Here is a 25,941-nt window from a genome sequence, read left to right as displayed (position 1 = left end):
GGTCCACCGGCCGCCACCCCTTCCCCGAGCCGGTGCCGGGGACGGTGCGCGGGGCGGCTAAGGTTCCCCTCCGCATCACAGGGGAGGGGAACAACACCATGAGGAACCGATTCACCAGAGCCGTCGCCACGCTCGCCGGCCTGGTACTGGCCGGCTCCGGACTGTCCGTCGCCAACGCCGCTCCGGCCGCCGCGGACTTCGAGGAGGACTGCCCGAGGGGCTACTTCTGCGGCTGGACGGGCGACGACGCCGACGGCAAGATGTGGAAAACGAACAAGAACGTCGCGGACCTGGGCCGCTGGGCCGACGACATCCACTCCTACGCCAACCACACAAGCGCGGAAGCCTGCCTGTACGGCAAACGGAACTACGACAAGTCGAGCTACCTCTGGTACGTGGAACGCGCCCCCAGCGGCGAGGGACTCGCGTATTACGGGGAGAACGACCGGGTGATCGGCTCGGTCAGGTTCGTCCAGGACCGGCGCGAGTGCAACGTGAGCGACTACCCGTCCTGGGCGGTCTCGCCCACCTCCGGCACCCCGGAGTTCGGTGACATGGACGGTGACACCCGGCCCGACATCATCAGCCGCGACCGCGCGGGACGCCTGTGGTTCAGCCCGGGCAGCGGAACGGCGGGCCGGGTCATCGGCACCGGCGGCTGGAACGCGATGAGCGCCCTGACCCGGCACGGCGACTTCAGCCGCGACGGCCGCGAGGACGTCATCGCCCGGGAGGCCGCCACCGGCAGGCTCTGGCTCTACCCCGGCACCGGCTCCGGCGGCCTCGGCGCCCGCAAGCTCGTCGGCACCGGCGGCTGGAACGGCATGCGCGCCATCACTGCCTCCGGCGACCTCACCGGCGACGGCCTCACCGACCTCGTCGCCGCGGAGAAGTCCACCGGCAGGCTGTACCTCTACTCCGGCACCGCCACCGGCGGCCTCGGCGCCCGCAGGCTCATCGGCACCGGCGGCTGGAACGCCATGAACACCCTCGTCGGCACGGGCGACACCAACGGCGACGGCCACCCCGACCTGTACGCCCGCCAGGCCGCCACCGGCAAGCTCTGGCTCTACCCCGGCACCGCCACCGGCGGCCTCGGCGCCCGCAAGCTCATCGGCACCGGCGGCTGGAACAGCATGGCGCACCTCGTCGCCGTCGGCGACGTCAACGGCTCCGACACCCCCGATCTCGTCGCCGTCACCAACGACAGCTACACGCGGGACGGTTCGTTGTACGGCGCCGGTTGGCAGGTCGTCTACATAGGCCGCGGCGACGGCCGCCTCGAAGGCGCCTGGCCCGTGGGGGAAGGCTGGTGGGGTTTCACCGCCTTCTGCTGACGTCACTCCCGCCCACTGGGGCCGTACGACCCCGTCACCGACCCCCGTACGGCCCCTAGGGGACGCCCCGGTCAACCCCCGTAAGGGATGTCACAGCTCGGCCGCAAAGGGTCCCCCGAATGGCCGGGCCCCGCACGTCACTCTCCGGGACCAGGTACGTTCGAAGGCGTGGCTGGATTCAGGATCGGACGCGGCCGGGACAACGGCGCTCCAAACGCGCGACCGCAACGCCCACCGTACGGACAGCAGGCTCCCCAGGGACCGCCGTACGGCGGCCAGGCGGCGCCTCGGCAGCCGTACCCGCAGCAGCCGTACGGGGGTGGCGGACCGGGACCGGCTCCCGGCGGATCCCCGTGGCCGCAGGCACACGGCGGCGGCCACGGCGAGCCGGAGTACTTCGGCGACGGCGGCCATCACCCCGGCGGGCACGGCGGCCAGGCCCCGTACGACCCGTACGCCGCCAACAACCCGGGCCACACCCAGGCGTTCACCGTCGACGACCCCTACAACCAGGGCGACACCTACCGCGCCGGCTCCGCCCCGGCCCCCGGCCCGGTCGGCCCGCGCCTGCACTGGAAGGACCTGCTGAGGGGCGTCGTCCTCGCCCCCAACCAGACCTTCCTCCAGATGCGGGACTACGCGATGTGGGCCCCGGCGCTCATCGTGACGTTCCTCTACGGCCTGCTGGCGGTCTTCGGCTTCGACGGCGCCCGCGAGGAGGCCATCAACGCCACCCTGTCGAACGCGGTCCCGATCGTCCTGACGACGGCCGTGGCGATGGTCCTGAGCGCGTTCGTCCTGGGCGTGGTCACCCACACCCTGGCCCGCCAGCTCGGCGGCGACGGCGCGTGGCAGCCCACGGTCGGCCTCTCCATGCTGATCATGTCCATCACGGACGCCCCGCGCCTGGTCGTCGCCCTGTTCGCCGGCGGCGACGCGCCCTTCGTCCAGATCCTGGGCTGGGCCACCTGGATCGCGGCCGGCGCCCTGCTGACCCTGATGGTCTCCCGCTCCCACGACCTCCCCTGGCCGAAGGCGCTGGGCGCGTCGGCGATCCAGCTGATCGCACTGCTGTCGATCGTGAAGCTCGGAACGTTCTGACCCCACGGCGACCAGCAGGAAGAAGGGCCCCCGGCACGCACGACGCCGGGGGCCCTTCCCCCTGCCCCGCGGTGATCACCCCCTGCTAATGTCACCCTGCTCGCGCAGGGCCGAGCGGCGGTTCCCTGAACACCCCCCCTGCGCGGAGCGCCCTGGGGAGGGACTCACACGTGACACGTCCGCTGAACAAGCGGGCCGAGCGCCGTCGGCGCGCGCTCGCCCGTACCGCTCTGTCCGTCGCGCTCGCCGTGACCGCCGGAGTCGGCGCCACCACGGGAACGGCCGTCGCCGCGCCCGCCGGCATCACCGCCGAACCCGTCGTCATCAGCCCCGGCGCCCGCTTCGTGCCCCGCGCCACCCTCGTCCTGAACGCCGGCGAGACCGGCTTCCTCACCGCCCAGGAGGGCGACGACCGACTCCGCTGGACCGACTACGCCACCGGCGCGGCCACCGTCCTCGACCACCGGCTGCCCGAGCCGCTCTCCTACGACGTCGACGACTTCCGTTTCGCCGCGTATCCGGGGGAGTTCGGCCACGGCTCCGACACCGTCGCCCTGTACGGGGAGTCCCCCGACCCCCACGTGACGCTCCAGCAGCGGGCCGGCGGCGGACCGACGGTCACGATCCGGATCCCCGAGGGCCAGTCGTACGTCGCGACCTACGGCGACACCGTTGTCACCCGCACCGGTGCGAAGGGCGCGGAGACCGGCCTGCACCTGCTGCGCTCGGTGGACGGCGAGGTGCGCGACCAGAAGGTGGAGGGCCTGCCGGAGGGCTGGAACCTCAGCCTCGGCGAGGGCGACACGCGGTCCGTCGCCGTCCGCGCGATCAAGTGGGAGGACACCACCATGTCCCAGGGGTGGTGGGTCCTCGACCTCGCCACCGGGAAGCTGAAGACGCTCTCCACGCACGGCGAGCGCGTCACCTTCGACCGCGACACCGTCTTCCACCTCGGCGCCCCGGAGCCCTACGCCGCGCAGGTGTACCGCCGGGACGATCCGGACGCGGAACCGACCACCCTCGACCTGCGGAACATGGGGTACGACGAGACCGTCCTGCCCTTCGGCGAGGGCTTCGCCACCGTGTCCCCGCCCAACCCCGGCAACAACGAGTACCGCGGCAACGCGCTCACCCTGAGGGACATCGAGGGTCAGCACGCGGAGACCCTGCTGGACGTCGCCTCCCCCTCGCTGTACCGCACGCCCGACGGCTCGCTCCTGGCGACCGGCGCCGAGGCGGACACCGACTACGGCCCGCTCGACTGGGGGTACTACCTCTTCACGCCCGGCGCGGACGGCACCGTCACCCGCAAGCGGCTCGCGGACATCGAGGACCGGGAGGCCGAGCCGGCCGGCATCTCGCTGGGCAGCGGCATCCTCACCACGGCCGACGACTCGAAGCTCTACATGCCGGGCACCTACGTCGGCGGCTACCGGAGCACCTGGCTGAAGACGTCCGGCCGCCCCGAGGAGCTGAAGTCGACGGTCGACGGCCTCGTGTCGGGCCGGGACGACGACTGCGGCGACAGCGAGAGCGGCTACTGCGTCACGATGTTCGCGAGCGGCGACGGGCACCACGGCCGCAAGGCCGGCACCGAGCAGGACGTCACCATGCTCTACCGGAACGGCTCCGCGTCCTGGGGCCCGCGGGTGACCTCCGGACTCGGCAGTCCCGAACTCGTCGACCTGTCCGGCCGGTTCGCCGTCGTGGACCAGGCGTGGGGCGGCACACAGGCGCTCCTGGACCTCGGGGAGGGCGACACCGGCCGCGTCCTTCAGAAGCGGGAACAGGTCGCGGCCGCGCTCTGGGGCAGCACCCTGTGGAGCGCCGCCGGCGGCTGGGCCGACCCCGGCCAGAACGTGCCGACCACGGTGGCGGCGAAGAACGTGACGACGGGCACGGCCGGCGAGACCTTCGACGCGGGGTGCGTCCCGCGCGAGCTCCAGGCCGTGGGCCGCCTGGTGTACTGGCAGTGCGACGACTCCTGGCCCGACTACCGCAGCGGCGGCGTCTACGACCGCCAGACCAAGCGCACCCTGAAGCTCGGAAGCGACAGGACGCTGCTCGGCGACGGCTACCTGGTGCGGCAGTCGGACGCGGCCGGCCTCACCCTCGTCGACCTGCGTGACGGCCTCCCGGCCTCCGGCACGGAGGCGGACCTGCCCCAGCGGGTGATCGTCACCGCCGCGGAGCTGGGCGACCGGACCGTGCGCCGGGCCGACTGGACCGTCGACCGCTTCGGCGGCCACGTCGCCTACGCGGGCGCGGACCGCCGGGTGCGGATCGTCCCGTCGGGCGTCCCGGCCTCCCGCATCGCCGCCGTCGACGCGGACGTGCCCGCCCCGGACGTCGCGGCCGGGGCGTGGCAGCCGCGCTGGTGGCTGTCGAAGCCGGCGGCGTCGTGGTCGCTGACGCTGAGGAACAAGGCGAGCGGCAAGACCGTGCGGACGCTGTCCGGCGGCGAGGCGCGGGGCCTGATCGCCCCCTCGTGGGACGGGAAGGACGCGTCCGGCGGCCGGCTCCCGAACGGCTCCTACACCTGGACCCTGACCGCGCAGCCCGCCGACGGCGTCCAGGCCGCCCTCTCCGTCTCGGGCACCTTCCCGGTCACCGGCGGCGCGGCCGTCTGGCGGGACATGGCCGGCGACGACGGCTTCGGCGACCTGCTCACCACGGACGCCGCCGGGGCCGTGTCGCTGTACCGGGGCACCGGAACCGGCGGACTCTCCGCCCGCACCGCCGGCACCGCGGGCGCCTTCGCCGCCGGCTCGCTGCTCGTGCCCGTCGGGGACGTGGACGGCGACCGGTGCACGGACGTCCTGGTGCGGGTCGGCGACCAGCTGCGGGCCTACCGGCCGGGATGCGGCAAGGTCGTCGGCGCCTCGTCGCCGTACACGCCCGTCGGCGGCGGCTGGTCCCAGTACGACCGGCTGACGTCGCCCGGCGACCTGGACGGGGACGGCCTCGTCGACCTGATCGCACGCCAGGCGGCCACCGGAGACATCTACTTCTACGGCGGCACGGCCGACCACCGCCTGAAGCCCCGGGTGCGGATCCAGACGAACTGGAAGCTGTACAAGAGCATCACCGGCGCCGGGGACCTCAACGGCGACGGCCGCGGCGACCTGCTCGGCCTGGACTCCGCGGGCGTGCTGTGGCGCTACTACGGCACCGCCGCCGGCGGAGTGACCCCGCGGGAGCGGGTCGGCGGCGGATGGAACGTCTACTCCGCCCTCGCCGGCACCAGCGACCTCACCGGCGACGGCCGCACCGACCTGCTGGCCCGCGACACCACCGGGAAGCTGTGGCGGTACGCGTCCACGGGGTCCGGGGCGTACGGGGGCCGGGTGCTGATCGGCACGGGGGGCTGGAACACGTTCAAGGGCCTGTTCTGACCCTTCCCGACCGTGACGGTCAGGGTCAGGCGTCGAGCACCTGACCGTCACGCCGGACCACGGGAGGCAGGACGCTCCAGGCTGACTTGACTTGATGACGGTAGTAGTCTGGCCCTGCTCAGGAGGCAGGGGGAGGGCCGACCGTGGCACGCAAGGTAGGGGTCTACACCCGCATCTCGCGGGACGACGAGGGCGAGTCTCTGGGAGTCGCCAGGCAGCAGCAGGACTGCGAACGCCTCGCCGACCTCCGATCGTGGCAGGTCGTGAAGACCTACGAGGACAACGACGTGTCGGCTTTCAAGCGCAACGTCGTGCGCGACGAGTTCGAGCTGATGCTGAGAGACCTCCGCGCCGGCCTCATCGACGGCATCGTGGCCTACGACCTGGACCGCCTCGCCCGACAACCGCGGGACCTGGAACGCCTCATCGAGATCTTCGACGAGCGGCCCCGCCTGGAGTTCGCCACCGTCACGAACGACATCAACCTTGGGTCGCCGGACGGTCGCACCATGGCCCGCATCATGGTCGCGTTCGCCAACAAGTCGTCGCACGACGCGTCACGCCGGATCAAGCGCAAACACCTGGAGTTGGCCCAGCAGGGCAAGGACAGCGGAGGGCCGGCGCCGTACGGCTGGAGCAAGGACGACCGGACCAAGGTGGACCCGAAGGCCGCCGAAGCCATCCGAGAGGCACAGCGCGAGGTACTCGCCGGCGTCCGCATCGGAACCATCCGGACGCGGTGGCAGCAACAGGGCTTAGGCAACCCGCGCGCAGGCACGAAGCGCATGGCCCACCATCACGTCGAGCAGATCCTGACCAACCCGAGGCTGGTCGGCTACCGGACGTACCACGGCGAAATCCTGGTCGGCGAAGACGGAGAGCCAATCAAGGGCGCCTGGGAGCGGATCAACACCCTGGAGGAGTGGGAAGCCGTCTGCGCGGCCGTCGCCGAGCGGAAGCAAAAGCACCCCGGCAGGTCCCTCGCCCGTAAGTACCTGCTCTCAGGCATTGCCCGCTGTGGACTGTGCAAGGCGAAGATCCGAGGGCAGATCAACAACCGGTGGCAGCCAGGATCGAAGGCCACGAGGTACACGTACCAGTGCTCCGTGGTGAACGGCGGGTGCGGCAAGGTGGGACGGGTTGGAGAGCCCGTAGACAGGCTCATAGTCCAACTAGCACTAGAAGAGCAACGCGCCCGAGCAGCAGTTACCGCCGTCCCGGCCGATGAGCAATGGCCGCGCGAGGACGAGTTGCAGCAGGTCTCCCAAGACATCACCCAACTCGTGGATGCCGAACGCTCGAAACAGATCACGGTGGCCACCCTCTTGCAGCTCTTGCCGGCCAAAGAGCGGCTGCGCGACGAGCTCAAACTGGAGCGGGCCCGCTTCTACAAAGAGCGGAAGCAGGCCGAGGCCAAGGGCGACGCGGCGAACCTGACCGTCGAAGAGTTCTTTGCGCTGCCGGTCGAACGCCAACAAGAGATCGTGCTGCACAGCCTCTCAGCCGTGATCATTCACCCGGCCGGACGCGGAAGCCGGAAGTTCGACCCGAGCCTGATCGAACCCATCTGGCGGTGACGATCAGGCCCGCCCCTGCAACACAAGGGCACGGCGCACCCACTCCTCGTCACGCTCAGGAGCACGGCGAAGGTGCATCCGGAGCCACTCGTCAGTGCTCATGACCTCACGCTGAGCCGTCGCCTTACGGGACTCCGGGCTACTGGTCTGACTCATCAAGGGCACCCCCTGCCAGTTCTTCGCGGGCGGTTTCGCGGTTGTGCTGGATGTCGCGGCGGATGTTGGCGGCGAGCCAGGATTCGCCGGGGGTGTGGCCGTGGCCGGCGTAGGTCCAGTGGGCGAGGGTGAGCGTGGTGGCTTCCTCGTCGTCGGGGTCGGGCAGGCCGAGGGCGGCGCGTTGCTGGGCTGCGCGGTAGTCGGCGCGGGTCTGGCGCAGTTCGCCGAGGGTGGTCGAGTAGCGGCGGGACTTGGTGGAGAAGTGGCCGCGGAAGCCGAGCATGTGGGCCCAGTCGCGGAGCTTGCGATCCGGGTAGAGGGCGTGGAGGTCGAGGCACGCGGTGATGAGCCGGGCCGGGTGGTCGGCGACGCCGAGAAGCACAAGCGCGTCCTTGCTGCCGATCCGGCGGTCAACCGTGCCGGTGGTCTCAGCAGCCTTCGTGGCGTACTTGGCGACGTAGGAGGCGACCGCCTGTTCGGTGATGTCCTCGCCGTCGCCGAAGGCCCGGATGGGGCGCACGTCGAGCTGTGTGCCCCACGCGAGGGTGCGGGCGGGCTGGTCCCCGGACGCGGGCACGTCGACTTCCACGCGGGCGGCAGCGGCATGGATCGCGTCGGTGAGCAGGGCGAGCGTGGCCCACGCCGGCGGCGGATCGTCGGGCCCGTCCGGACCGTCGAAGCGGATCACGGCGTGGAAGTGCACGGCGCCGCGCTTTTGGTACTCGGCGACCTTGCCGAAGGACACCCGGGACTGTTCCTTGGCGGCTTTCTGGGTGAGGCCGGCGCGCTTTGCGATCTCGCGGCGCAGGTAGATCGTGAAGTAGCGCCACAGCTCGGAGGCGTGGTTGTTCCACAGCACCGCGCCCGCGTAGTCGTAGCTGTCGGGGTCGAGCGGGGTGCCCAGCTCCGAGGCATCCTCGCCGTGGCGGACACCGCAGCGGCAGGGCCGAGTGCCGGGCCGGTTGTGGACCGGGCCGAACGAGGGCGCCGTGAGGGTGGCGAACACCCGCGGGTGGTCCCGGATCGTCTCCGGGGTGCCCTTGGCGGGGTCACCGACGAGGCCCGCGCGGATCAGGTGGTAGGTGTCGCCGGCGTAGGTCCAGGCGCAGGAGGGGCAGCGGGAGGCCCGCCGGTTGCCGCAGGCGAGGCGGAGCCGTCCGCCGGGTTCGGTGTCGGTCGAGTAGGAGTGCAGCACCGCGCCGGTGGCAGCGTCGCGGGTGACGGTCGAGCCCTGGAGGTGGATGGGGTCGGAGCAGCCGCCGGTGCGGCGGATCTGGTCCTGGATGCGGTCGAAGCCGGTGGACCCGGCCAGCCTCAGCACGTCGGCGAGGGTGGCCGGGTCCAGGCCCGCCATGGTGGCGGTGTCGCTCACGCGGCCACCTCCAGCAGGGAGGCGTACAGGGCGGTGCCGACGTGTTCGGTGTAGGCGGGCGGGATGCACTCGCGGATGCCGTCGCGGTTCATCCAGGGCACCCGCATGTCGTCGCGGGCTTCCTGGACGCCGGAGAAGTTGCCGACGTAGTGGGCGAAGTGCCCGGCGGCCCGGGGGCGGCCCATCTTGGTCAGGGGCGCCGTGTGCCGCCGGTGGCGGGGCGGGGTGAAGGCGAATCCGCCGCCGGTCTCGAACAGGCGGTGCCGGTAGGTGCGCATTCCGAACGAGGCAGCGCACAGGGTGACCGGCTCGCGCAGCTCCGGGCCCGCCTCTTCCACGTTCTCGATCACCCACGGCCGCCCGGTGGCTTCCAGGGCGGCCCGGACGGGGGCGATCAGGTCGGGGTGGTCGCGGTGCTGGATGCGCTGGGCGAGGGTGTAGCGCTGGCACGGGGGCGAGGCGTGGATGAAGTCGAAGTCCGCGCCGTGCTCGCGGACGAAGGCGAGCGCGTCCGCCTGGACGAAGCGGAAGGGGTAGCGGGGCTGCGGGGCGAGGTCGACGCCGGTGACGTCGAAGCCGGCCAGGTGGTAGCCCATGGAGGCCCCGCCCTGGCAGCAGAACAGGTCCAGCACCCGCTGGCCGTTGGGAAGCGCGGCGTTCATCGGGCACCGCCCTTGCGGCTCTTGCGCGGCGGGTCGGAGTGGAACCGGCGGGTGCCGAGGTCACGTCCGTCGTGCTCGTGGCGGGCGGCGTTCGGGTTGCGGTCGTTCCAGTCCTCCGCGCACACCTTGTGGACGGGCTCACCGGCGTGGGAGCGCAGCGGGGTGGACCTGCCGCACTGGGTGCACGGGCAGTCGCCGGCGTGGTCGTAGTGCTGACCGGAGTTCCAGTTCAGGAGTCCCACGACGCTCACCGCCCCATCCGGGTCACGACGAACGCGGGGGCGGTGGTGCCGGTGCCCTTGCAGGCGGTGCAGGTGACGCGGAGGGTGGCGCGGCTGCCGTCCTGGTGGCGGGTGCCGGTGGTGATGGCGACGACGGGGAAGCCGTCGCAGTCGCGGCAGACGCGCGTGATCTGGGCGTGCTGAGGCATGATGAGGCTGCCCTTTCGGGTCCGTTGGATCTGGATGGGTGGAGCCGTCCGGGGCGGCGGAAACTTGGCGGTTGAGGCCGCCCCGGCCGGTGTTACTTGTTGCTCAAGTGCTTGCGCTTGGACGTGCGGTTGATCGTGTAGGTGAGCCCACCGGTGGCGGAAAGGACCGCTACGGCGGCGCCGGCGATGACCTGGACGAGGAAGGCGACCACGAGCAGCACGGCGACCGATCCCGTGACGACGACGAGCGTCAGGACGATCGGGCCCGTGTAGGAGCGGGGGGCCTGTTGGACGATCACGACGCGTCGCAGGTCGGTGCCGGGCGGGATCTGCCGGTAGAGGTCGGCGGGGATGTGTCCGGCGCGGATCTGGTCTTCGGGGAGCTGCATGGCGTGCCTCCTTTCAGGTGCAGCGGTGGGTGCGGGCGGCGAGTTCGGCCGCCGAGCGGTCACGGTGCTCGGTGGAGAATCCGCAGTTCGGGGCGGTGCAGGCGGCGGTGTGTCGGGTCTGGCCGCGTCCGTTGTTGAACGTGCCGACCCTCACGGGGCCGATGCGGATCAGGTCGTAGAAGCGGTTCGGGCGCACGCGGGTCATCTCCTTTCAGGCGAGTTGGGCGACGATCGCGCCGGCGAGGTCTTCCGGGACGCCGAGGCGAGCGCGCAGGGTGGCGGTGTCGATGTCCGTGCCGGTGCGGGTGCGGTGCTCGGTCGCGACCTTCCGGGCGTGGTCCACCAGCGCCGGCGGCACCGCGGGAGCCGAGGTCTTCGGCGGCACAGCCGAGGCCGGGGCTTGCGGGAGCGCCGGGGCAGGTTCCGGCGTCGGGATCTCCGGGGGCTGCTCAGGCTGCTCGGGTCGGTCGACCACCGGCACGGGCCGGGGCGCAGACTCACGGTCCGAGTCTGGTGCGGGGTCGGTGGGGGTGTGGGCGAGCAGGGTGCCGCCGAGGAAGGCCAGGGCGGGCCAGCCCGCGACGAGGATGCGCAGCCAGGCCGGGACGTGGTCGAGATCGAGGAGCCCGGCGGTCGCGATGTTCGCGCCGAGCGAGGCGACCAGGGCGACCAGGAACCAGAACCAGGCCAGCTTCGAACTCTCGGCGCGCAGCCGCCGCCACACCGCGACCAAGAGCAGGTCGACGGAGACGGGGTAGGCCCACGCCTTCCAGCCGGTCTGTCCGGCCGCTTCGGCGAGGTCGTGCAGGTGGGCGAAGGACAGGGCACCGGCGATCACGGCCTGAATGAGGACGGCGTCGATGCGGATCGAGCGGGACATGGCTCTTCACCTCCCCTTCGAGGTCAGGTCTGCGGGGTGACCAGCGGCGGGACGGTGGGCATCGGCGGCACCACCTGCCGGGCCGGCGGACGGAAGGGCTCCAGGAACGGCAGCTCCGGGGTGAGGTGGGCGAAGTCCCGGCACACGGCGGCTGCTTCGACCGGCGTGGTCTCGGGGGTACGGATACGGGACCAGCCACCAGAGGTGTCACCGGCCACCGCGACCCCGGGACGATCGGCCCGGATCGAGGTCGCCGCCATCACCGCGTCCGGCGCGATGTCGCCCAAGCCCATCTCGGCGGTCTGCTTGTCGTTGACGCGGTGCACCACACGGCCGGTGAGCTGGGCCCGGAGGGCGGTAGCGCCCCTGCCGAGGTCGGAGCCGAAGCGCTGCCCGCAGACCTCCAGATAGATGCCGACCGCGCGGGCCATCTGACCGAGGCGCACGAGCTGCATGACCGTCCGGTCCCGGGCCGCCTCGTCCTTCTTCGAGGTGACGAAGAACAGCTCTGCCACCTCATCGATCAGGACGACCAGCGGCACCGGCCGCAGCTTGGCCGGCAGGTCCCACACGTCCGAGACCCCGTAGAGCGCGAGGAGATCGAAGCGCTCCCCCATCTCCAGGACCAGCGCGTCTATCAGCCGCCCGGCCATGTCCGGGTCCGTCGCCAGAGCGGACAGGCGGGGCGCGTAGCGGCTGTGCTCGACACCGCGCTTGCAGTCGATGCCGATCAGACCCACCGGGAGCTTCGCGAGGCCCTTGATCAGGTTGCGCTGGTAGACGGACTTGCCGGACTGGTTCGCGCCGAGGGTCAGCGCCATGGGAACCGCCCGGTAGTCCCGCTCGAAGACCGTGCCGTCCTCACGCAGGGCCACCGGAACCGTGAGACCACGGGGCTGTGCGGAGCGCGGGAGGCGGACCCGGCGAAGGACGTCGTAGCCCGTCATCCGCAGTTCCACGTATCCCGGTCGGGTCTCGGACACGGTGACCGACTGGACGCCGAAGGCGTGGCGCAGCCGCTCGCAGGAGGCGGCGACGTCGGCGGGCTCCAGGCCGGCCGGGAGGCGCAGGGTGATGCGCAGCCCGGTCGAGGAGGGGCGCACGCGGCGGACCTTCGGCGGCACCGGGCGGACTTCGCGGCGGGCCAGGTTGCGGGTCATGAAGGCCCGCAGCCCGGTCGGCTGCACGGTCAGCCCGCACACCTCCATCGTGGAGCGGTAGGGGAAGGTGAACCGGCCCCAGGTGAGCGGCAGCCCGACCGTGGACCAGTACACGCGCGGCGCCCGGTGCTTGGCGTAGCCGAGACCGCCGGCACCCGCCAGGGCTCCCGTGGCCTCCAGTAACAGCGTCAGGTCACTCATGGTCAGGCCGCCGCCGTGATCGCGACCGCGCGGAACGAGATCCCGTGGCGCTTCTGGCCGTTGAACTCGTTCTCCCAGTCACGGGCCTTGAGGCCGACCACCCGCACCGGCATGCCCGGGGCCAGACCCTCGGGGTAGCCGGTCTCGGGGATGGTGACCTGGTAGAGGTTGCCCTCTCCCTCGTCGGAGACGAGCAGACCCACGGTGGACAGGCCCGCACCGGTGTCCCGGTCGACAGCCCGCTCACTGGTCTTCTTGTTGGCCATCTTCGGTTCCGGCGCGGTCGCCACGAACACGACAGCGGTGGAAAGGTCGATCTTGAAGGACGGCATTGGAACTCCCTGCTCGACGATGGAGCAGCCCAATAGGGACCGCTCATCCTCGCTGTCCTAGGACTGCGAGCGACAAGAGAGATACTGCACCGCAGTCCTAGGACTGTCAACAGTCCTAGGACTATGTTTCACTGGACTCCGTAGAGAGGGGTTACGTGATGGCGCCGAAGTGGCGGGAGCTGGCAGACAAGCTGGCCGAGGAGATCAAGCGGGGTGACTACCCCCCGGGCAAGCAGTTGCCGCACATCCGGGAGTTGGTCGAGGCCGGCGAAGGCTCGAAGGCGACCGTCCACGCCGCCTATAAGGCGCTGGAAGCCGAAGGTCTGGTCACCTCGTCCCGAGGCCACGGCACGGTCGTTCGGCACCAGGTCCCGCTCAAGCGACTCGGCATCGCCCGGTACGACAAGGCGAAGTGGCGGGACGGCGACGAGGTGGCTTTCATCGCCGACCGTGTGGCTTCAGGGCGGGCGTACCGCCGCAACGAGCAGACCCAGACGGTCAGCCTGGTGGAAGCGCCAGCGGAGGTGGCAGACGCACACGGCCTACCAGTGGGCGCCCCGGTCTACGCCCGCGCCCGGCTCGTCAAGGAGGGTGACCAGCCGACACACACCCTCACCAGCTACTACCGGCCCGAGCACGTTGAGGGCACCCGCATCGTTGACCCGACACCAGGCCCCGCCGGCCGGGGTGGCGGCTTTCGCGTGCTGTACGACGCGGGATACGAAATCGATCACATGCGAGAGCGGATTTTTGCCCGCGCGGCGAAGGCCGACGAAGTGAGTCTCCTGCAACTACCGCCCGGGGAGCCGGTCGTCGAGCTGCACCGGACCACCTACACGGCGGACGGCACCGTGGTGGAGTTCGCCATCGGTGTGCACGCTGCATCGCGCTTCGCCTGGGAATACGACTTCGAGGTACCGGACTCGGCGAAGGACAGGGAAGACCAGCAGTGATCTCTACGCAGAACTGGGCCGACACGCGACGCCTGTGGGAGTACCACCAGATGGGCCACACGCCCCGGCCCTGTTCTGTCGCGATCGGACTTGGCAGCCACGACCTGGGCGTCGCCGACACGGCCGCCGAGCTGTACGAGCGCGGCATGGCTCCGCTGATCGTGTTCACCGGCGCGACCAGCCCCACGACGCGAGAACGCATGCCGCGCGGTGAGGCGGTCCACTACCAGGAGCGGGCGGTGGAGCTCGGGGTGCCCAGCTCGGCGATTCTGGTGGAGCCGCGGGCGAGGAACACGGGGGACAACATCCGCTTCTCGCGAGAGCTGTTGGAGGAGGCCGGCGTGGACGTGTCGTCGGTCTTGCTGATCAGCAAGCCGTACGAGGAGCGGCGGGCGTACGCCACGGCGCGCAAGTTGTGGCCCGAGGTCGAGATCATCAGCGCCTCCAGCCCGATGACGCTGAACGAGTACGTCGACTCCCTCGGCGATGCCCGCATGGTGATCGACATGCTCGTGGGCGCGCTACAGCGTCTCCTGGTCTACCCGGAACAGGGCTACCTGATCAGCCAGCCCGTACCTGCCGACGTGGTCGAGGCGTACGAGCGCCTTTGCCGATCCGGGTTCACGAGCCGACTCCTGACCACCGAGACACCCTCGGCCTGACCGGGCGGCAGCGAGAGCTGTTACAGGTTTCTCTACCTCATCAAGGGCCCGCGCGAGGCGCGGGCTGGCCCCTTGGGCTCGACCCCTCTGCGCCTTCGGCGCCGGGGTCGGCCCATGGGGCCGCAGCGAAGCAACGGCCCGAGGGTAGAACCCGCATAGTGTGCGACGGTCAAAGACGATGCCTCCGGCGGGGGATCGGCCGGCACCGGGATGGAGGGGGCGCCGTCGCCGGCCGCGGGCACGTTGGGGCGTGCGTGGGGTGCTCCCATCCCGTACACCGTCGACCCAGGCAGAGCCGAGCAGACGCGGCCCAGGGCGTCCAGGTCGTTCGTACAGTGGCGCGCTCCACCTGGACGCCCTGAACCACGCCCGCTCCACGGTGTGTGGGTCGACGGCGTACGGGATGGGAGCCGGGGCTGGTGGTGGGTGGAGGGAGGACTGACGCACGCCCCCGGCGCGTACCTACGCAGCCTCACAGGAGGTCATCAGTCCAGCTCACAGTCATATTTGGACAACTGATACAGCATCAGGCAGCCCCAGGTGTACACTCGGCTTATTGTTTTGGCCCCTCAGATGTGGAGCCAAATTCATAAGCGAGGAGTGAGCCTTGGTTGAGGTACCCGCTCAAGATCGTCTGGCAGCGCTCGGGATGAAGGTGGAGTACTGCGAGCGTGCCATCCGGGCTGGGGAAGCAGCTCGGCGCGAGGCCACCCCGACAGAACCCCCGACGGCGCCTGGTCTCCGAGACTGGATCGCTCGCGTAGGGATGCTGCGCTACACCATGGTGATTGAGGAAGGGTGGACGCTCCTCAACCACAAGAACATGGCCTTGGTCGTCAACCCGGAGCGGGCCGTCGCGGTCGGCGTGCTGGCGGGAGACTCGGGTACGGGGTGGCCCGCCCCCATCAAGCCGAAGAGTCGGTACCCCAAGGGGCAAGCCTTCGCAAACGCCGTTGCGGGCGGAGACCTGACGTTGTTCGGTAACGAGGACGCAGGGCACCCCGAGGTCCTCGAACCTGAGACGATTGAGGCCCTTGACCTCTGGCTGCTGCTCACCTACCGGGTACGCCAGGGCGACACGATCACGGTCTACAACGAATTGTCCCTCCCGGAGCCTGTCAGTGACTCGGGGTACATTGTCGACTGGCGCGATCGAGTGATCATGCCTCGCCTGACATTCGAAGCGGTAGTCATCGATGACGGCCGCGACGAAGATGGCGGTTTTGATGTTCTTGTAGAGGAGATCTAGCCAGCTCGGCGGCTCCTACAACCGTCGGAGAGATGATCGCATGGTTACACCGTCGCGGATTACCCTGGCCCGTAAGCGACGCGGGATGACCATTGTGGAGCTCTCGCGCAAAGTCGGCATCAGTGCGCAAAGCCTCTCCAACTATGAGCATGGCCGTCAGCATCCATCAGAAGAGACGTTGGCGAAGCTTTCCGATACCTTGAACTTCCCGGAGAGCTTCTTTCTGGATGCAGACTTGGATGAAATTCCAGCGGGCTCCGTAGCCTTCCGCGCTCGGAGTAAACTGACGGCGAGCCGGCGTGACGTCGCCCTCTCTGTCGGGCGCCTTGCGCTCGAACTTGATGAGGAAATCTCCAAAAGATTCCGTCTTCCCGCTGCAGACATCCCCTCTCTGGACAAGCCGGACCCGGAGACGGCGGCAGAGATGATTCGATCACGATGGGGTCTGGGGCAGGCCGCCATTTCCAACCTGGTTCACCTGCTCGAATCCAAGGGTGTTCGCGTATTCAGTCTTGCACCTGAGTACTCCGAGATCGACGCTTTCTCGTTCTGGCATCAAGAGAAACCCTTCATCTTCCTCAATACCTTGAAATCTGCGGAGCGTGGACGTTTCGACGCGGCCCACGAACTTGGCCACCTTGTGATGCATGGCCCCGTTCGCAGCTTGACTGGCCCGGAAGCCGAGCAGGAGGCAAACGCCTTCGCTAGTGCGTTTATCATGCCCAGGAAGAGTGTCGTTGCACATATGCCTAAAGGCCCTTTCCTTGATCAGATCCTGAAGGGGCGAAAGATTTGGAAGGTGGCCGCAATGGCGCTCACCTATCGATTGCATGATCTTGGCATGCTGTCCGATTGGCAGTACCGAAGTGCCATTGTCGAACTCAGCAAAAGAGGCTATCGAACCAGCGAGCCTGGAGGAATTCAACGAGAAACCTCTCAGGTTTTCAGCAAAGTTTTTAAAGCTTTGAGAGATAAAGGCATAAGTGCTGCCGACGTCGCTAAGTCAATAAATATTGAACCCGATGAGCTGAGTAAGTATGTCTTCGGACTTACCCTCACCTCTCAAGATGGCGAAGGAGTCCGCACGTCAGGCCCTCGCCCCACCCTAAAATTGATTTCCTCGAGCGCTGACGAATCTCCAGTCCGCAAGGTGAAGCGAGCAGCCAGAGGTTAAGCGGGGCGGTGCGTAGTGAGCAGGCAGATAGCTCGCGGAGGGCGTGTGCCATCCGTACAGCAGCGCAGTACCGCAACCCCAGCAACTCTCCTTGTTCCCTGACTTCCGGGGTACTGGCGGCGGCCGGTATGACCGTCACTGACTGGTCCGCCTAGAACCGCGGATCGGAAGGCACCACCATGCCTGAGAGCCCTCCGGAGGGTCTCCGAAGGGCTCCCTCGTGGACACTGTGCAGGGCCGCCGCAGGTCAGAGCGCTTCCTTGTTCTCCTTGGGCGCCGTTCCCGACCTATGTACTGGAGGCAAGACACTCCACGGGAAATTAATCCACTCATCGGTCCGCTTCCACACGTACTCGCACTGGACCAGCGAGTGCGACTTCTCATAGATCACCGCGCTGCGGACCTCGGCGACGGTGTCGAGGCAGAAGTCCCGGACCAGCTTGAGCGTCTTGCCGGTGTCGGCGACGTCGTCGGTGATCAGGACCTTCTTGTCGGAGAAGTCGATGACGTTGGGGACGGGCGCGAGCATGACGGGCATGTCGAGCGTGGTCCCGACGCCGGTGTAGAACTCGACGTTCACGAGGTGGATGTTCTTGCAGTCCAGCGCGTAGGCCAGCCCGCCCGCCACGAAGACGCCACCGCGGGCGATGGAGAGCACTATGTCCGGCTCGTACCCGTCGTCCGCGATCGTCTGAGCGAGTTCGCGCACGGCGACGCCGAACTGCTCGTAGGTCAGATTCTCCCGAACATCACTCATGCGCGCGTCCTGCTCATACCTGGGTCCGATGGAAGTTGAGGAAGGAGCGGGAGGCGGTCGGCCCCCGCTGCCCCTGGTAACGGGACCCGTACCGCTCGCTCCCGTACGGGTGCTCGGCCGGCGACGTGAGCCGGAACATGCAGAGCTGCCCGATCTTCATCCCCGGCCACAGCTTGATGGGCAGGGTCGCGAGATTGCTCAGCTCCAGCGTCACGTGCCCGGAGAACCCGGGGTCGATGAACCCGGCGGTGGAGTGCGTGACGAGGCCGAGCCGCCCGAGCGAGCTCTTCCCCTCCAGCCGCGAGGCGAGATCATCGGGCAGCGAGACGACCTCGTACGTACTGGCCAGCACGAACTCGCCGGGATGCAGGATGAACGGCTCGTCGCCCTCCGGCTCCACGAGCCGGGTCAGATCCACCTGCTCCACGGAGGGGTCGATGTGCGGGTACCGGTGGTTCTCGAACACCCGGAAGTAGCGGTCGAGGCGCACGTCGATACTCGACGGCTGCACCATGGAGTCGTCGAACGGATCGATCCGCACCCGCCCGGAGTCGATCTCGGCCCGGATGTCCTTGTCTGAGAGAAGCACGCACCGAGGATACGCAAGGCGCGCGGAGCTGCGACAACCGCCGCCGCACCGCGCGCCCGATCCTGCCCTACCGCTGCTGCGAACCCACCGGCACGGCGCTCCTCAGCCGCGCACACCGCGGACATCGGACGAGCCTGCCGGGGCCGAGTCGCTCGGCCTGCTGCATCGGGAACGAGGCGGCGGTGAACACGTGCCCATCGGCACAGCGGACGACGGTGGTGCGCTCCATCAAGTCCTTCAAGTCCCTTCCCCAAGAGCCGCGTCAGGCTGTCTACGCTGACGACAAATGCCACAGTACGGGATGAAAGAGACGACTCTCCAGGCGGCACTCCGCCCTCACGCGCACCCACTCCAACGCCCCCACCGTACGCGCCAACTCGGCCCACCCGCAGCCGGATCCCACCCCCCGGAACGACCGGCGGCCCCGCGGCGGGAACACCGGGGGCCAGCGATGGGGTAGAGTGAGCGAGCGTCCAGGCACCGACCGTGGTCGGCGTCTTGCGCGGGTGTAGTTTAATGGTAGAACATCAGCTTCCCAAGCTGAGAGCGCGAGTTCGATTCTCGTCACCCGCTCCATGGTTAAGGCCCAGGTCATCGACCCGGGCCTTTTTCGTTGTCCTTTGGCGATCACCCGTCGCGTGCATGAAAGCTCGTCGGTCGTCTTTGGCAGCCTCCGTCCGAGCCCGGCGGACTCGATCCCGCTGACCATCGCGATCCTGCGCGTCCAGACCGCTGGGACCGTCTTTCTCCGCGCCTTGCCTGCCAACTACGCCCGCGCATTCGCAGTTGAGCGAGTCTCGCGGTGGGAGACGGGCTTCGAGGGGCAGCGGGTGAGGCTTCTCCTGGATGCGAATGCCACTAAGGCGACGGTGAGGGCAGGGCAACGCGGCAAGCGCGTGGGCTTGCAGACTGCTGAAGTGATCGACTGCTGGAACGTGAGAAGGGAGACATAGGAGAGCACGTCTTGCCGGCGGTTGCCTCGGCTCAGACCTTTTCGGCGCTCACGCGTGGATGCCCGGCAGTGAGCATCCCGACGTCTTCTACGTCGGAAGTCAGGATCGTCACCCTGCCGGGATGCTGCAGGGCGGTCGCGCACAGCATGGCGTCGATGGCGTATCGGTGGCCGTGCAGCCCCGTTGCCCGCAGCAAGGCGGCAGCGGATTGCGCGACGGCTTGGGTCACCGGCTCGACGCTCAGACGGGACAGGGTCCACCTCAGTGCGGCGTCGTTGATCTTCGGATGGATCACCTCGACCAACACGGCCGCGGAGGTGATCACGGGCAGATCCGCGTCGCGCGCCGCCGTCAGCCACTCGTGGATTTCCCGATCCCGGTGTACGGCCTTCGCCAGTCCCTCGCTGTCCAGGACCAGGACACCGCTCACGCGGCCGCCCCGGCGTTCGTGGCGCCTCCGGTCAGCCGGGCACGCTTGGCCGCCACGGCCTCGGAATCGGCCGGACCGTGCACCTTGTCGAAGTCTGCGATCAGCTCGTCCAGATTGTCGCGCTCGATCTGCCGCTGCGCCGCCTTCTCCAGGTAAGCCGAGACACCTCGCTTGCCGACCCGCTCACGGATGGCCTGCAGGGTTCCGGCGGTCAAGGTGACGGAGATACCACTGGTGGGGCCGTCGCCGGGCGGGAAGTCAACGTCGTCGTCAGTCACACTCCGAGTATGCCATTCGAAATAGCACAGCGGGTGGAAAGTGGCACCGCGCGGCTCTGAGTGGCGCCGGCCTGCCGCTTTCCGACGTCCTCGGGGGGCAGGTATCAATACTGGTCAGAGCCATGGAACCTTTGCGAGCGGGCTGAGGATGTTCACCGACCGCCGTCGGTTCCGGCGTGGAATCTCGTCAGGGCGAAGATGATGAAGAGGTCGAGTGTCATCACGGGGATGGCCCACAGGGGGTAGTACGGGACGAACATGAACTGGGTGATCAGGCTGATCCCCGCCGCCACTGCGCCCGCGCCACGCCCCCAGCTCTGGTTCGTGACGACTCCCATGCCGGCAATGACGAGTGCCAGGCCGACCGCGATGTGGATCCAGCCCCAAGCTGTCAGGTCGAACCGGTAGGCGTACTGGGACGCGGCGAACAAGTTGTCCCTCGCGATGCCGGACGCCCCCATGAGGATGCTGAGCGGTCCGCTGAGCATCATCACGGCGCCGGCGAACAGGGACGCGCCGCTGAGGCTTTCGCTGTCGCCCGGTTCGCCGTGCCCCCGCCGTGTCGCGCCCGGAATCGTTGTCATGACCGCCACCTCCTGTACAGCACGGTCGCCGACGCACACAGCCCGTGCGACGTCAGTAACGCTCCACTGACAGGATCACCGCGATCCTTCGGGACCGCGACTCCAGCCGTCCTGGCCCGCCGGAGCGATGTCGGCGAGCAGGCCGCGGATGCGCCTTTCGATCTCGTCGCGGATCGGGCGGACGGCGTCGACCCCTTGCCCTGCCGGGTCGGGAAGCTGCCAGTCGAGGTAGCGCTTGCCGGGGAAGACCGGGCAGGTGTCGCCGCAGCCCATCGTGATCACGACGTCGGACGCCTGGACCGCCTCGGCCGTGAGGACCTTGGGTACCTCTTCCGCGATGTCGATGCCCACCTCCGCCATGGCCGCGACGACGGCCGGATTGACGCCGGCGGCGGGGGCGGAGCCGGCGGACCGGACCTGGACGCGGTCCCCCGCGAGGTGGGTGAGGAAGGCGGCGGCCATCTGCGAGCGTCCGGCGTTGTGGACGCAGACGAACAGGACGGACGGGGTGGCGGTGTCAGGCATGGACGGCGTCCTTCTCGGGCGCGGGGGTAGCGGTCGGGGTGGTGAAGTAGCGGCGTGCGTACAGGGCGACGTACACGAGGCCGATGAGTACGGGCACCTCGATGAGCGGGCCCACGACGCCGGCGAGGGCCTGGCCGGAGGAGGCGCCGAACGTGGCGATGGCGACCGCGATGGCCAGTTCGAAGTTGTTGCCCGCGGCGGTGAAGGCCAGCGTCGTCGCGCGTGGGTGGTCGAGGCCGACCGCCCGTCCCACGAGCATCGAACCGGCCCACATGATCGCGAAGTAGACCAGCAGCGGCAGGGCGATGCGGGCGACGTCGAGGGGCTGCGAGGTGATGGCCTCGCCTTGCAGGGCGAAGAGGATGACGATCGTGAAGAGCAGGCCGTACAGGGCGAAGGGGCCGATGCGCGGGACGAGTTCGGCTTCGTACCAGGCGCGGCCCTTGGTCTGCTCGCCGATGCGGCGGGTGAGGTAGCCGGCCGCGAGCGGGATGCCGAGGAAGACGAGCACGCTGCGGGCGATCTCCCACACCGAGACGTCCAGACCGGTCTGCTCCAGGCCGAGCCGGCCGGGCAGGACGGAGAGGTAGAACCAGCCGAGCCCCGAGAACGCGATGACCTGGAAGACGGAGTTCACGGCGACGAGCACCGCGGCGGCCTCGCGGTGGCCGCAGGCGAGGTCGTTCCAGATGACGACCATGGCGATGCAGCGGGCCAGGCCGACGATGATCAGGCCGGTGCGGTAGGCGGGCAGGTCCGGCAGGAACAGCCAGGCCAGGGCGAACATGAGCGCCGGGCCGACGATCCAGTTGAGCAGCAGGGACGGCAGCAGCAGGCGGCGGTCGCGGGTGACGGTGCCGAGGCTGTCGTAGCGGACCTTGGCCAGCACCGGGTACATCATCACGAGCAGGCCCAGCGCGATCGGCAGGGACACCCCCGTCACGGTCACCCTGGCCAGCGTGTCCCCCAGGCCCGGAACCAAGCGGCCCAGGCCCAGCCCGGCAGCCATGGCTACGAGGATCCAGACAGCGAGGTAGCGGTCCACGAAGGACAGGCGCCCCGCTACGTGCCGATCAGGAGCAGGACCACTCACGAAGCAGCGCCGGCCGGCGTGCCGCGGTCGGGCAGAGGCTCGCCGGTGGGGCGGGTCAAGATGCTCGCCAGTTGGTCGGTCATCTCCGGAACCAGCCAGTAGTAGACCCACGTGCCGCGCCGTTCGCAGTCGATGAGGCCTGCCTGCCGGAGCAGCTTCAGGTGGTGCGAGATCGTCGGCTGGGACAGATCGAAAGCCGGGGTCAGGTCGCAGACGCACACCTCACCGCCCGCCCGTGAGGCGATGAGCGACAACAGGCGCAGCCGCACCGGGTCGCCCAGCGCCTTGAACACCTTCGCCAGCTCCAGGGCCTGGCCCTCGTCCAGGGGAGCGGTCAGCAACCCGGGGCAGCAGGCCCCAGCCTCGTCGGTCCGGCCGAGCACCACCAGCTCTTGATTCGACATTTCTCTATGTTGACATCCTTCGAATCAGAGCGCAAGGTTGTATCGACAGACATCAAAACAACCGGATGGGAGTCCTGCCATGTCCCGCGCTCAGCTCGCCCTGCGTGTCAGTGACCTGGAGGCGTCGATCACCTTCTACTCGAAGCTGTTCGGCACCGAACCGGCCAAGCGGCGCGAGGGCTACGCCAACTTCGCCATCACCGAGCCCGCGCTCAAGCTCGTCCTCATCGAGGGTGAGCCCGGCGAGGAAACCCGACTGGACCACCTCGGCGTCGAGGTCGACTCCACCGACCAGGTCTCCGCGGCCACGACCCGCCTCAAGGACGCCGGCCTGGCCACCTTCGAGGAGAACGACACCTCCTGCTGCTACGCCCTCCAGGACAAGGTGTGGGTGCACGGCCCCGGCAAGGAGCCCTGGGAGGTCTACGTCGTGAAGGCCGACGCCGACACCCTCAGCAAGAGCACCGACCCGCACGCCTCCGGTGACGGCTGCTGCACCGGCCAGGCCGCCGAGGAGGCACCGAGCGCCGCGGGCTGCGCCTGCGGCTAGGGGTGGCGAGTCGACTCAGGGGCGTCTTTCGGCCTTTCCGGGCGGGGTCGGCCGCGGCGGGCTTCCCGGCTGCCGGGCCAGCTCTATGCTTCTACTTGTTTGTAGAAACAAGACCAGGGGCGGCCCTGGGCGGCGGCCAGGTGTCCTCCGTGCGCATCCTTCCGGTGGCCGGACGGCGCCGCCTCACGAACCACGAGCACTCTTAAGGAGTGAACGCCACGATGGTGTTCAAGCGGCTTCTCGGCTCCCTCGGCGTGGGCGCTCCCACGGTCGACACGCTTCTCCAGCCGGAGCCCGTCCTGCCCGGCGGCACGCTGACCGGGCAGGTCCATCTCAAGGGCGGACAGGCCGACTTCGACATCGAGCACATCACGCTCGAACTCGTGGCCAGGGTCGAGGCGGAGCACGAGGACGGGGAGAGCGAGGGCTTCGTCGTCTTCGACCGGTTCACCGTCGGCGGCGGCTTCCGGCTCGGGGCGGAGGCATCGCACAGTGTGCCCTTCCACGTCACGCTGCCCTGGGAGACGCCGATCACCGAGCTGTACGGACAGCCGCTCGGCATCGTGCTCGGCGTACGCACCGAGCTGGCGGTCGCGGGTGCCAAGGACAAGGGCGACCTCGACCCCCTCACCGTCACCGCCCTGCCGGTCCAGGAAGCCGTCCTGGAAGCCTTCGGACAGCTCGGCTTCGGCTTCAAGTCGGCCGACCTGGAGTACGGGCACATCGGGGGAACGGGCCAGCAGCTGCCCTTCTACCAGGAGATCGAGCTGGCCCCGGCCCCCCAGTACGCGCACCAGCTCAACGAGGTCGAAGTGACCTTCCTGACCGGACCCGGCGGGCTCGAAGTGGTCCTGGAGGCCGACAAGCGCGGCGGGTTCCTCTCCCCCGGCCGGGACACCGTCACCCGCTTCGCCGTGGGCCACCACGACGTCCGCGACTGGGCGGCCGAGGTGGACGGCTGGGTTCGGCGGCTCGTCGAGCACCGCGCGGCGTACGGGGCCGGGGCCGCGTACGGACACGGCGCCCCGTTCACCGACCACGGGCAGCACGGTCACGGTGGTCATCACCACGACGAACACCACCGCTCGGGCCCCGGCGCCGGCACGGCCATCGCCGCCGGAGCGGCCGGACTCGCGGTCGGCGTGGTCGGTGGCATGGTCGCCGCGGAAGTCGTCGACGAGATCGGTGACTTCTTCGAGGGCGACGACGAAGGAGAGGGCGAGGACTGAGACCGGCGCCTGCCCGGGGGCGGAGACCCTGGACCGGTCGCCTGTTCCCGCGGGTCGCCCGTCGCGACCCGCAGGTGCAGCATGGAAGGAGGGGGCAGGGCCGGCGGTGCCGGTTCCCGGTGCCGTCACGGGACCGGAGGAGTGGGAGCGATGACGAAGTTCATGGACGTGCACCACGGCATGAAGGGGATCACGAGCGATCAGTTCCTGGCCGCCCACAACGCCGACCTGGCGGTGCAGGGCGACCAAGGCGTGCACTTCGAGCAGGCCTGGGCCGACCCGGATTCCGGCACCGTGTGGTGCCTGTCCGAAGGGCCCTCGGCGGAGGCGGTCCAGCGGACCCACGAGCGGGCGGGCCACACCGCCGACGAGATCTACCCGGTGTCACTCATGCTGTAGTGACGGTCCGCCGGTGCCTCGGCGAGCGAGGCGTATCCGCGCGGTGTCGTGCGGGGGCGGGTTGCGCGGGCGGTCCCGGTGACCAGGCCCACGCGCCCTCAAGGGTGTGACTGGCGCGCCGCCCGGCTCTCCGCCGCCACCCTCCGCACCACCGCCAGCGCCTCGCGCACCGCCCCCGGGATGTCCGTCACGGGAAAGCGGGCCAGGCGCAACGCGCGTTCGCGGTCCACCACCAGGACCGCCCGCTTCAGTCGCAGCGTCTGCCCCGCGCGGAAGACAGGGAGCCGCAGAGCGGCGGCGAGGCGCAGGTCGACGTCCGAGAGCAGGGTGAAGGGGATGCCCTCCTCGACCGCGAACACCCTTTGCTCGTCCGGGCGTTGTGTGCTCACGCCGCGCACCTCGGCGCCCGCCGCGCGGAAGTCGTCGTAGGCGTCCCGGAAAAGGCGGTTCTCGAGCGTGCAGCCGATGGCGCCCGGGATGTCGGCCCAGCCGTCCGGCAACGGGCCCGGGCGGCCGGTCGCCGGGTAGCAGAAGAGGACGGTGGCCGTGGCCTCGGCCACCGGGTCAATCGGGTCGCCGTCCCGGTGCCCCGGCAGTTCGAGGCGGGGCAAACGCTCGCCCGGCAGGTCCGCCACCCTCCGCGCCTCGGCGCTCTCCTCGTCGGCCGTGCCGCTCAGCGAGCCGTCGCCGAGCAGCCAGCGGTCCGCCCAGTCCTGCATCGAGAGCAGCACCGGCAGCAGGCCGAGACCGCTCTCCGTCAGCCGGTACTCGTACCGCACCGGGCCGCTCTGGTACGGCACCTTCTCCAGGATCTCCACCTCCACCAGGTGCGCGAGACGCTCGGTCAGCACCTTGCGGGAGATCCCCAACTCCTCCTGGAGCGCGTCGAAACGATGGTGCCCGCGTGCGGTCTCCCGTACCAGGAGCAGGCTCCACCAGTCGCCGACCACCGCCGCCGCCTGTGCGATCGCACAGGCGGCGTCCCGCTCGGGCACCGCCCTGACCATGGCTCCCCTGTCCTCCGGATACGGCTCCAGTCCTGGAAACCATCTTGCGCCCTCATGTCAGTTCCGGATAGGAACTCAGTCACAGCAGTAAGTTCCCATAAGAGACTCACTGG

The 25,941-nt window shown here is 69.4% G+C and carries 29 protein-coding genes and 1 tRNA gene; 12 read left to right on the top strand and 18 right to left on the bottom strand.

Annotation, left to right across the window (positions count from 1 at the left end):
- Window positions 1–98 precede the first annotated feature (98 nt).
- From ACZ67M_RS22345 to ACZ67M_RS22330, 4 genes are all read left to right on the top strand, one after another.
- A complete protein-coding gene (locus ACZ67M_RS22345; protein WP_469852403.1) occupies window positions 99–1,337 on the top strand; it encodes an FG-GAP-like repeat-containing protein in 1,239 nt (412 codons plus the stop codon).
- Window positions 1,338–1,424: 87 nt separating this feature from the next.
- Entirely contained in the window at window positions 1,425–2,438 is a 1,014-nt protein-coding gene (locus ACZ67M_RS22340; protein ID WP_469852401.1) for a Yip1 family protein, read from the top strand.
- Window positions 2,439–2,608: 170 nt separating this feature from the next.
- Window positions 2,609–5,833 carry an FG-GAP-like repeat-containing protein gene (locus ACZ67M_RS22335; protein ID WP_469852399.1) on the top strand — a complete coding sequence of 1,075 codons (3,225 nt, stop codon included), beginning with the start codon at window positions 2,609–2,611 and terminating at the stop codon, window positions 5,831–5,833.
- 143 nt (window positions 5,834–5,976) lie between these two features.
- A complete protein-coding gene (locus tag ACZ67M_RS22330; RefSeq protein ID WP_469852397.1) occupies window positions 5,977–7,410 on the top strand; it encodes a recombinase family protein in 1,434 nt (477 codons plus the stop codon).
- A 139-nt stretch (window positions 7,411–7,549) separates the two neighbouring features.
- Here ACZ67M_RS22330 and repSA read toward each other — a convergent pair whose 3' ends face one another.
- From repSA to ACZ67M_RS22285, 9 genes are all read right to left on the bottom strand, one after another.
- Window positions 7,550–8,938, bottom strand: a complete 1,389-nt coding sequence (repSA, locus tag ACZ67M_RS22325; RefSeq protein ID WP_469852395.1) for a replication initiator protein RepSA — start codon at window positions 8,936–8,938, stop codon at window positions 7,550–7,552.
- Window positions 8,935–9,600, bottom strand: coding sequence for an SAM-dependent methyltransferase (locus tag ACZ67M_RS22320; protein WP_469852393.1), 666 nt, complete (start codon window positions 9,598–9,600; stop codon window positions 8,935–8,937). Before ACZ67M_RS22320 ends, repSA begins: the two co-directional genes overlap by 4 nt.
- Window positions 9,597–9,842 (bottom strand): hypothetical protein, encoded by a 246-nt coding sequence (locus ACZ67M_RS22315; RefSeq protein ID WP_469852392.1) that lies wholly within the window; start codon window positions 9,840–9,842, stop codon window positions 9,597–9,599. Before ACZ67M_RS22315 ends, ACZ67M_RS22320 begins: the two co-directional genes overlap by 4 nt.
- A 5-nt stretch (window positions 9,843–9,847) precedes the next feature.
- Window positions 9,848–10,030, bottom strand: a complete 183-nt coding sequence (locus ACZ67M_RS22310) for a hypothetical protein (RefSeq protein ID WP_469852391.1) — start codon at window positions 10,028–10,030, stop codon at window positions 9,848–9,850.
- A gap of 92 nt (window positions 10,031–10,122) precedes the next feature.
- On the bottom strand, window positions 10,123–10,419 hold the full coding sequence (locus ACZ67M_RS22305) for a hypothetical protein (protein ID WP_469852389.1): 297 nt from the start codon (window positions 10,417–10,419) through the stop codon (window positions 10,123–10,125).
- Window positions 10,420–10,432: 13 nt separating this feature from the next.
- The gene (locus tag ACZ67M_RS22300; protein ID WP_125494957.1) at window positions 10,433–10,615 is read right to left on the bottom strand and encodes a mobile element transfer protein; all 183 of its coding nucleotides are present in this window, start codon (window positions 10,613–10,615) and stop codon (window positions 10,433–10,435) included.
- 15 nt (window positions 10,616–10,630) lie between these two features.
- Window positions 10,631–11,299 carry a DUF2637 domain-containing protein gene (locus ACZ67M_RS22295; protein WP_386119063.1) on the bottom strand — a complete coding sequence of 223 codons (669 nt, stop codon included), beginning with the start codon at window positions 11,297–11,299 and terminating at the stop codon, window positions 10,631–10,633.
- A gap of 23 nt (window positions 11,300–11,322) precedes the next feature.
- On the bottom strand, window positions 11,323–12,660 hold the full coding sequence (locus ACZ67M_RS22290; protein WP_469852386.1) for an FtsK/SpoIIIE domain-containing protein: 1,338 nt from the start codon (window positions 12,658–12,660) through the stop codon (window positions 11,323–11,325).
- 2 nt (window positions 12,661–12,662) lie between these two features.
- The gene (locus ACZ67M_RS22285; RefSeq protein ID WP_469852384.1) at window positions 12,663–12,992 is read right to left on the bottom strand and encodes an SCO3933 family regulatory protein; all 330 of its coding nucleotides are present in this window, start codon (window positions 12,990–12,992) and stop codon (window positions 12,663–12,665) included.
- 158 nt (window positions 12,993–13,150) lie between these two features.
- On the opposite strand from ACZ67M_RS22285, the gene ACZ67M_RS22280 reads away from it, so the two are divergent.
- The 4 genes from ACZ67M_RS22280 (at window position 13,151) to ACZ67M_RS22265 (ending at window position 17,030) form a co-directional block, all read left to right on the top strand.
- Window positions 13,151–13,945 carry a GntR family transcriptional regulator gene (locus tag ACZ67M_RS22280; RefSeq protein ID WP_228951651.1) on the top strand — a complete coding sequence of 265 codons (795 nt, stop codon included), beginning with the start codon at window positions 13,151–13,153 and terminating at the stop codon, window positions 13,943–13,945.
- Entirely contained in the window at window positions 13,942–14,607 is a 666-nt protein-coding gene (locus tag ACZ67M_RS22275; protein WP_469852382.1) for a YdcF family protein, read from the top strand. Before ACZ67M_RS22280 ends, ACZ67M_RS22275 begins: the two co-directional genes overlap by 4 nt.
- Before the next feature lie 766 nt (window positions 14,608–15,373).
- Complete coding sequence (locus tag ACZ67M_RS22270) at window positions 15,374–15,856, top strand: hypothetical protein (RefSeq protein WP_469852380.1); 483 nt, start codon at window positions 15,374–15,376, stop codon at window positions 15,854–15,856.
- 40 nt (window positions 15,857–15,896) lie between these two features.
- The gene (locus tag ACZ67M_RS22265) at window positions 15,897–17,030 is read left to right on the top strand and encodes a helix-turn-helix domain-containing protein (RefSeq protein WP_469852378.1); all 1,134 of its coding nucleotides are present in this window, start codon (window positions 15,897–15,899) and stop codon (window positions 17,028–17,030) included.
- Window positions 17,031–17,277: 247 nt separating this feature from the next.
- On the opposite strand, the gene ACZ67M_RS22260 is transcribed toward ACZ67M_RS22265, so the two are convergent.
- Both ACZ67M_RS22260 and dcd read right to left on the bottom strand, forming a co-directional pair.
- On the bottom strand, window positions 17,278–17,787 hold the full coding sequence (locus ACZ67M_RS22260; protein WP_355283397.1) for a phosphoribosyltransferase: 510 nt from the start codon (window positions 17,785–17,787) through the stop codon (window positions 17,278–17,280).
- 13 nt (window positions 17,788–17,800) lie between these two features.
- Entirely contained in the window at window positions 17,801–18,376 is a 576-nt protein-coding gene (gene dcd, locus ACZ67M_RS22255; RefSeq protein WP_064728971.1) for a dCTP deaminase, read from the bottom strand.
- A 502-nt stretch (window positions 18,377–18,878) separates the two neighbouring features.
- Here dcd and ACZ67M_RS22250 point away from each other — a divergent pair.
- Window positions 18,879–18,952, top strand: a tRNA-Gly gene (locus tag ACZ67M_RS22250).
- A gap of 408 nt (window positions 18,953–19,360) precedes the next feature.
- Here ACZ67M_RS22250 and ACZ67M_RS22245 read toward each other — a convergent pair.
- From ACZ67M_RS22245 to ACZ67M_RS22220, 6 genes are all read right to left on the bottom strand, one after another.
- Window positions 19,361–19,759: a type II toxin-antitoxin system VapC family toxin gene (locus ACZ67M_RS22245; RefSeq protein ID WP_469852375.1), complete on the bottom strand. Its 399-nt coding sequence runs from the start codon at window positions 19,757–19,759 to the stop codon at window positions 19,361–19,363.
- Window positions 19,756–20,037, bottom strand: coding sequence for a hypothetical protein (locus ACZ67M_RS22240; RefSeq protein WP_164251275.1), 282 nt, complete (start codon window positions 20,035–20,037; stop codon window positions 19,756–19,758). Before ACZ67M_RS22240 ends, ACZ67M_RS22245 begins: the two co-directional genes overlap by 4 nt.
- Before the next feature lie 152 nt (window positions 20,038–20,189).
- Window positions 20,190–20,621 (bottom strand): DUF7144 family membrane protein, encoded by a 432-nt coding sequence (locus ACZ67M_RS22235; protein WP_467320536.1) that lies wholly within the window; start codon window positions 20,619–20,621, stop codon window positions 20,190–20,192.
- A gap of 75 nt (window positions 20,622–20,696) precedes the next feature.
- Window positions 20,697–21,146, bottom strand: coding sequence for an arsenate reductase ArsC (locus ACZ67M_RS22230; protein WP_469852372.1), 450 nt, complete (start codon window positions 21,144–21,146; stop codon window positions 20,697–20,699).
- Entirely contained in the window at window positions 21,139–22,239 is a 1,101-nt protein-coding gene (gene arsB, locus ACZ67M_RS22225) for an ACR3 family arsenite efflux transporter (RefSeq protein WP_469852370.1), read from the bottom strand. Before arsB ends, ACZ67M_RS22230 begins: the two co-directional genes overlap by 8 nt.
- Window positions 22,236–22,643 (bottom strand): ArsR/SmtB family transcription factor, encoded by a 408-nt coding sequence (locus ACZ67M_RS22220; RefSeq protein ID WP_469852368.1) that lies wholly within the window; start codon window positions 22,641–22,643, stop codon window positions 22,236–22,238. Before ACZ67M_RS22220 ends, arsB begins: the two co-directional genes overlap by 4 nt.
- 79 nt (window positions 22,644–22,722) lie before the next feature.
- On the opposite strand from ACZ67M_RS22220, the gene ACZ67M_RS22215 reads away from it, so the two are divergent.
- The 3 genes from ACZ67M_RS22215 to ACZ67M_RS22205 all read left to right on the top strand — a co-directional run bounded on the left by ACZ67M_RS22215 (window position 22,723) and on the right by ACZ67M_RS22205 (window position 24,821).
- The gene (locus ACZ67M_RS22215; protein ID WP_469852366.1) at window positions 22,723–23,193 is read left to right on the top strand and encodes an ArsI/CadI family heavy metal resistance metalloenzyme; all 471 of its coding nucleotides are present in this window, start codon (window positions 22,723–22,725) and stop codon (window positions 23,191–23,193) included.
- A gap of 221 nt (window positions 23,194–23,414) precedes the next feature.
- Window positions 23,415–24,422 carry a sporulation protein gene (locus ACZ67M_RS22210; RefSeq protein ID WP_469852592.1) on the top strand — a complete coding sequence of 336 codons (1,008 nt, stop codon included), beginning with the start codon at window positions 23,415–23,417 and terminating at the stop codon, window positions 24,420–24,422.
- Window positions 24,423–24,572: 150 nt separating this feature from the next.
- The gene (locus tag ACZ67M_RS22205) at window positions 24,573–24,821 is read left to right on the top strand and encodes an SCO4226 family nickel-binding protein (protein WP_122616709.1); all 249 of its coding nucleotides are present in this window, start codon (window positions 24,573–24,575) and stop codon (window positions 24,819–24,821) included.
- A 98-nt stretch (window positions 24,822–24,919) separates the two neighbouring features.
- Here ACZ67M_RS22205 and ACZ67M_RS22200 read toward each other — a convergent pair whose 3' ends face one another.
- Entirely contained in the window at window positions 24,920–25,828 is a 909-nt protein-coding gene (locus ACZ67M_RS22200) for a winged helix-turn-helix transcriptional regulator (RefSeq protein ID WP_469852364.1), read from the bottom strand.
- Window positions 25,829–25,941: the final 113 nt, after the last annotated feature.

The organism is Streptomyces sp. NPDC107500, from assembly GCF_055582785.1.
The sequence above is the reverse complement of the archived record's forward strand: the minus strand, read 5'-3'. Positions and strand labels throughout refer to the sequence as shown.

Excerpts from the sequence above, each read along its gene's own strand:
- ACZ67M_RS22345 (WP_469852403.1), top strand. The coding sequence starts at position 99 with ATGAGGAACCGATTCACCAGAGCCGTCGCCACGCTCGCCGGCCTGGTA.
- ACZ67M_RS22340 (WP_469852401.1), top strand. The coding sequence starts at position 1,425 with ATGTCACAGCTCGGCCGCAAAGGGTCCCCCGAATGGCCGGGCCCCGCA.
- ACZ67M_RS22320 (WP_469852393.1), bottom strand. The coding sequence starts at position 9,600 with ATGAACGCCGCGCTTCCCAACGGCCAGCGGGTGCTGGACCTGTTCTGC.
- ACZ67M_RS22310 (WP_469852391.1), bottom strand. The coding sequence starts at position 10,030 with ATGCCTCAGCACGCCCAGATCACGCGCGTCTGCCGCGACTGCGACGGC.
- ACZ67M_RS22305 (WP_469852389.1), bottom strand. The coding sequence starts at position 10,419 with ATGCAGCTCCCCGAAGACCAGATCCGCGCCGGACACATCCCCGCCGAC.
- ACZ67M_RS22295 (WP_386119063.1), bottom strand. The coding sequence starts at position 11,299 with ATGTCCCGCTCGATCCGCATCGACGCCGTCCTCATTCAGGCCGTGATC.
- ACZ67M_RS22290 (WP_469852386.1), bottom strand. The coding sequence starts at position 12,660 with ATGAGTGACCTGACGCTGTTACTGGAGGCCACGGGAGCCCTGGCGGGT.
- ACZ67M_RS22285 (WP_469852384.1), bottom strand. The coding sequence starts at position 12,992 with ATGCCGTCCTTCAAGATCGACCTTTCCACCGCTGTCGTGTTCGTGGCG.
- ACZ67M_RS22280 (WP_228951651.1), top strand. The coding sequence starts at position 13,151 with ATGGCGCCGAAGTGGCGGGAGCTGGCAGACAAGCTGGCCGAGGAGATC.
- ACZ67M_RS22270 (WP_469852380.1), top strand. The coding sequence starts at position 15,374 with ATGCTGCGCTACACCATGGTGATTGAGGAAGGGTGGACGCTCCTCAAC.
- ACZ67M_RS22265 (WP_469852378.1), top strand. The coding sequence starts at position 15,897 with ATGGTTACACCGTCGCGGATTACCCTGGCCCGTAAGCGACGCGGGATG.
- ACZ67M_RS22260 (WP_355283397.1), bottom strand. The coding sequence starts at position 17,787 with ATGAGTGATGTTCGGGAGAATCTGACCTACGAGCAGTTCGGCGTCGCC.
- ACZ67M_RS22235 (WP_467320536.1), bottom strand. The coding sequence starts at position 20,621 with ATGACAACGATTCCGGGCGCGACACGGCGGGGGCACGGCGAACCGGGC.
- ACZ67M_RS22230 (WP_469852372.1), bottom strand. The coding sequence starts at position 21,146 with ATGCCTGACACCGCCACCCCGTCCGTCCTGTTCGTCTGCGTCCACAAC.
- ACZ67M_RS22220 (WP_469852368.1), bottom strand. The coding sequence starts at position 22,643 with ATGTCGAATCAAGAGCTGGTGGTGCTCGGCCGGACCGACGAGGCTGGG.
- ACZ67M_RS22215 (WP_469852366.1), top strand. The coding sequence starts at position 22,723 with ATGTCCCGCGCTCAGCTCGCCCTGCGTGTCAGTGACCTGGAGGCGTCG.
- ACZ67M_RS22210 (WP_469852592.1), top strand. The coding sequence starts at position 23,415 with ATGGTGTTCAAGCGGCTTCTCGGCTCCCTCGGCGTGGGCGCTCCCACG.
- ACZ67M_RS22205 (WP_122616709.1), top strand. The coding sequence starts at position 24,573 with ATGACGAAGTTCATGGACGTGCACCACGGCATGAAGGGGATCACGAGC.
- ACZ67M_RS22200 (WP_469852364.1), bottom strand. The coding sequence starts at position 25,828 with ATGGTCAGGGCGGTGCCCGAGCGGGACGCCGCCTGTGCGATCGCACAG.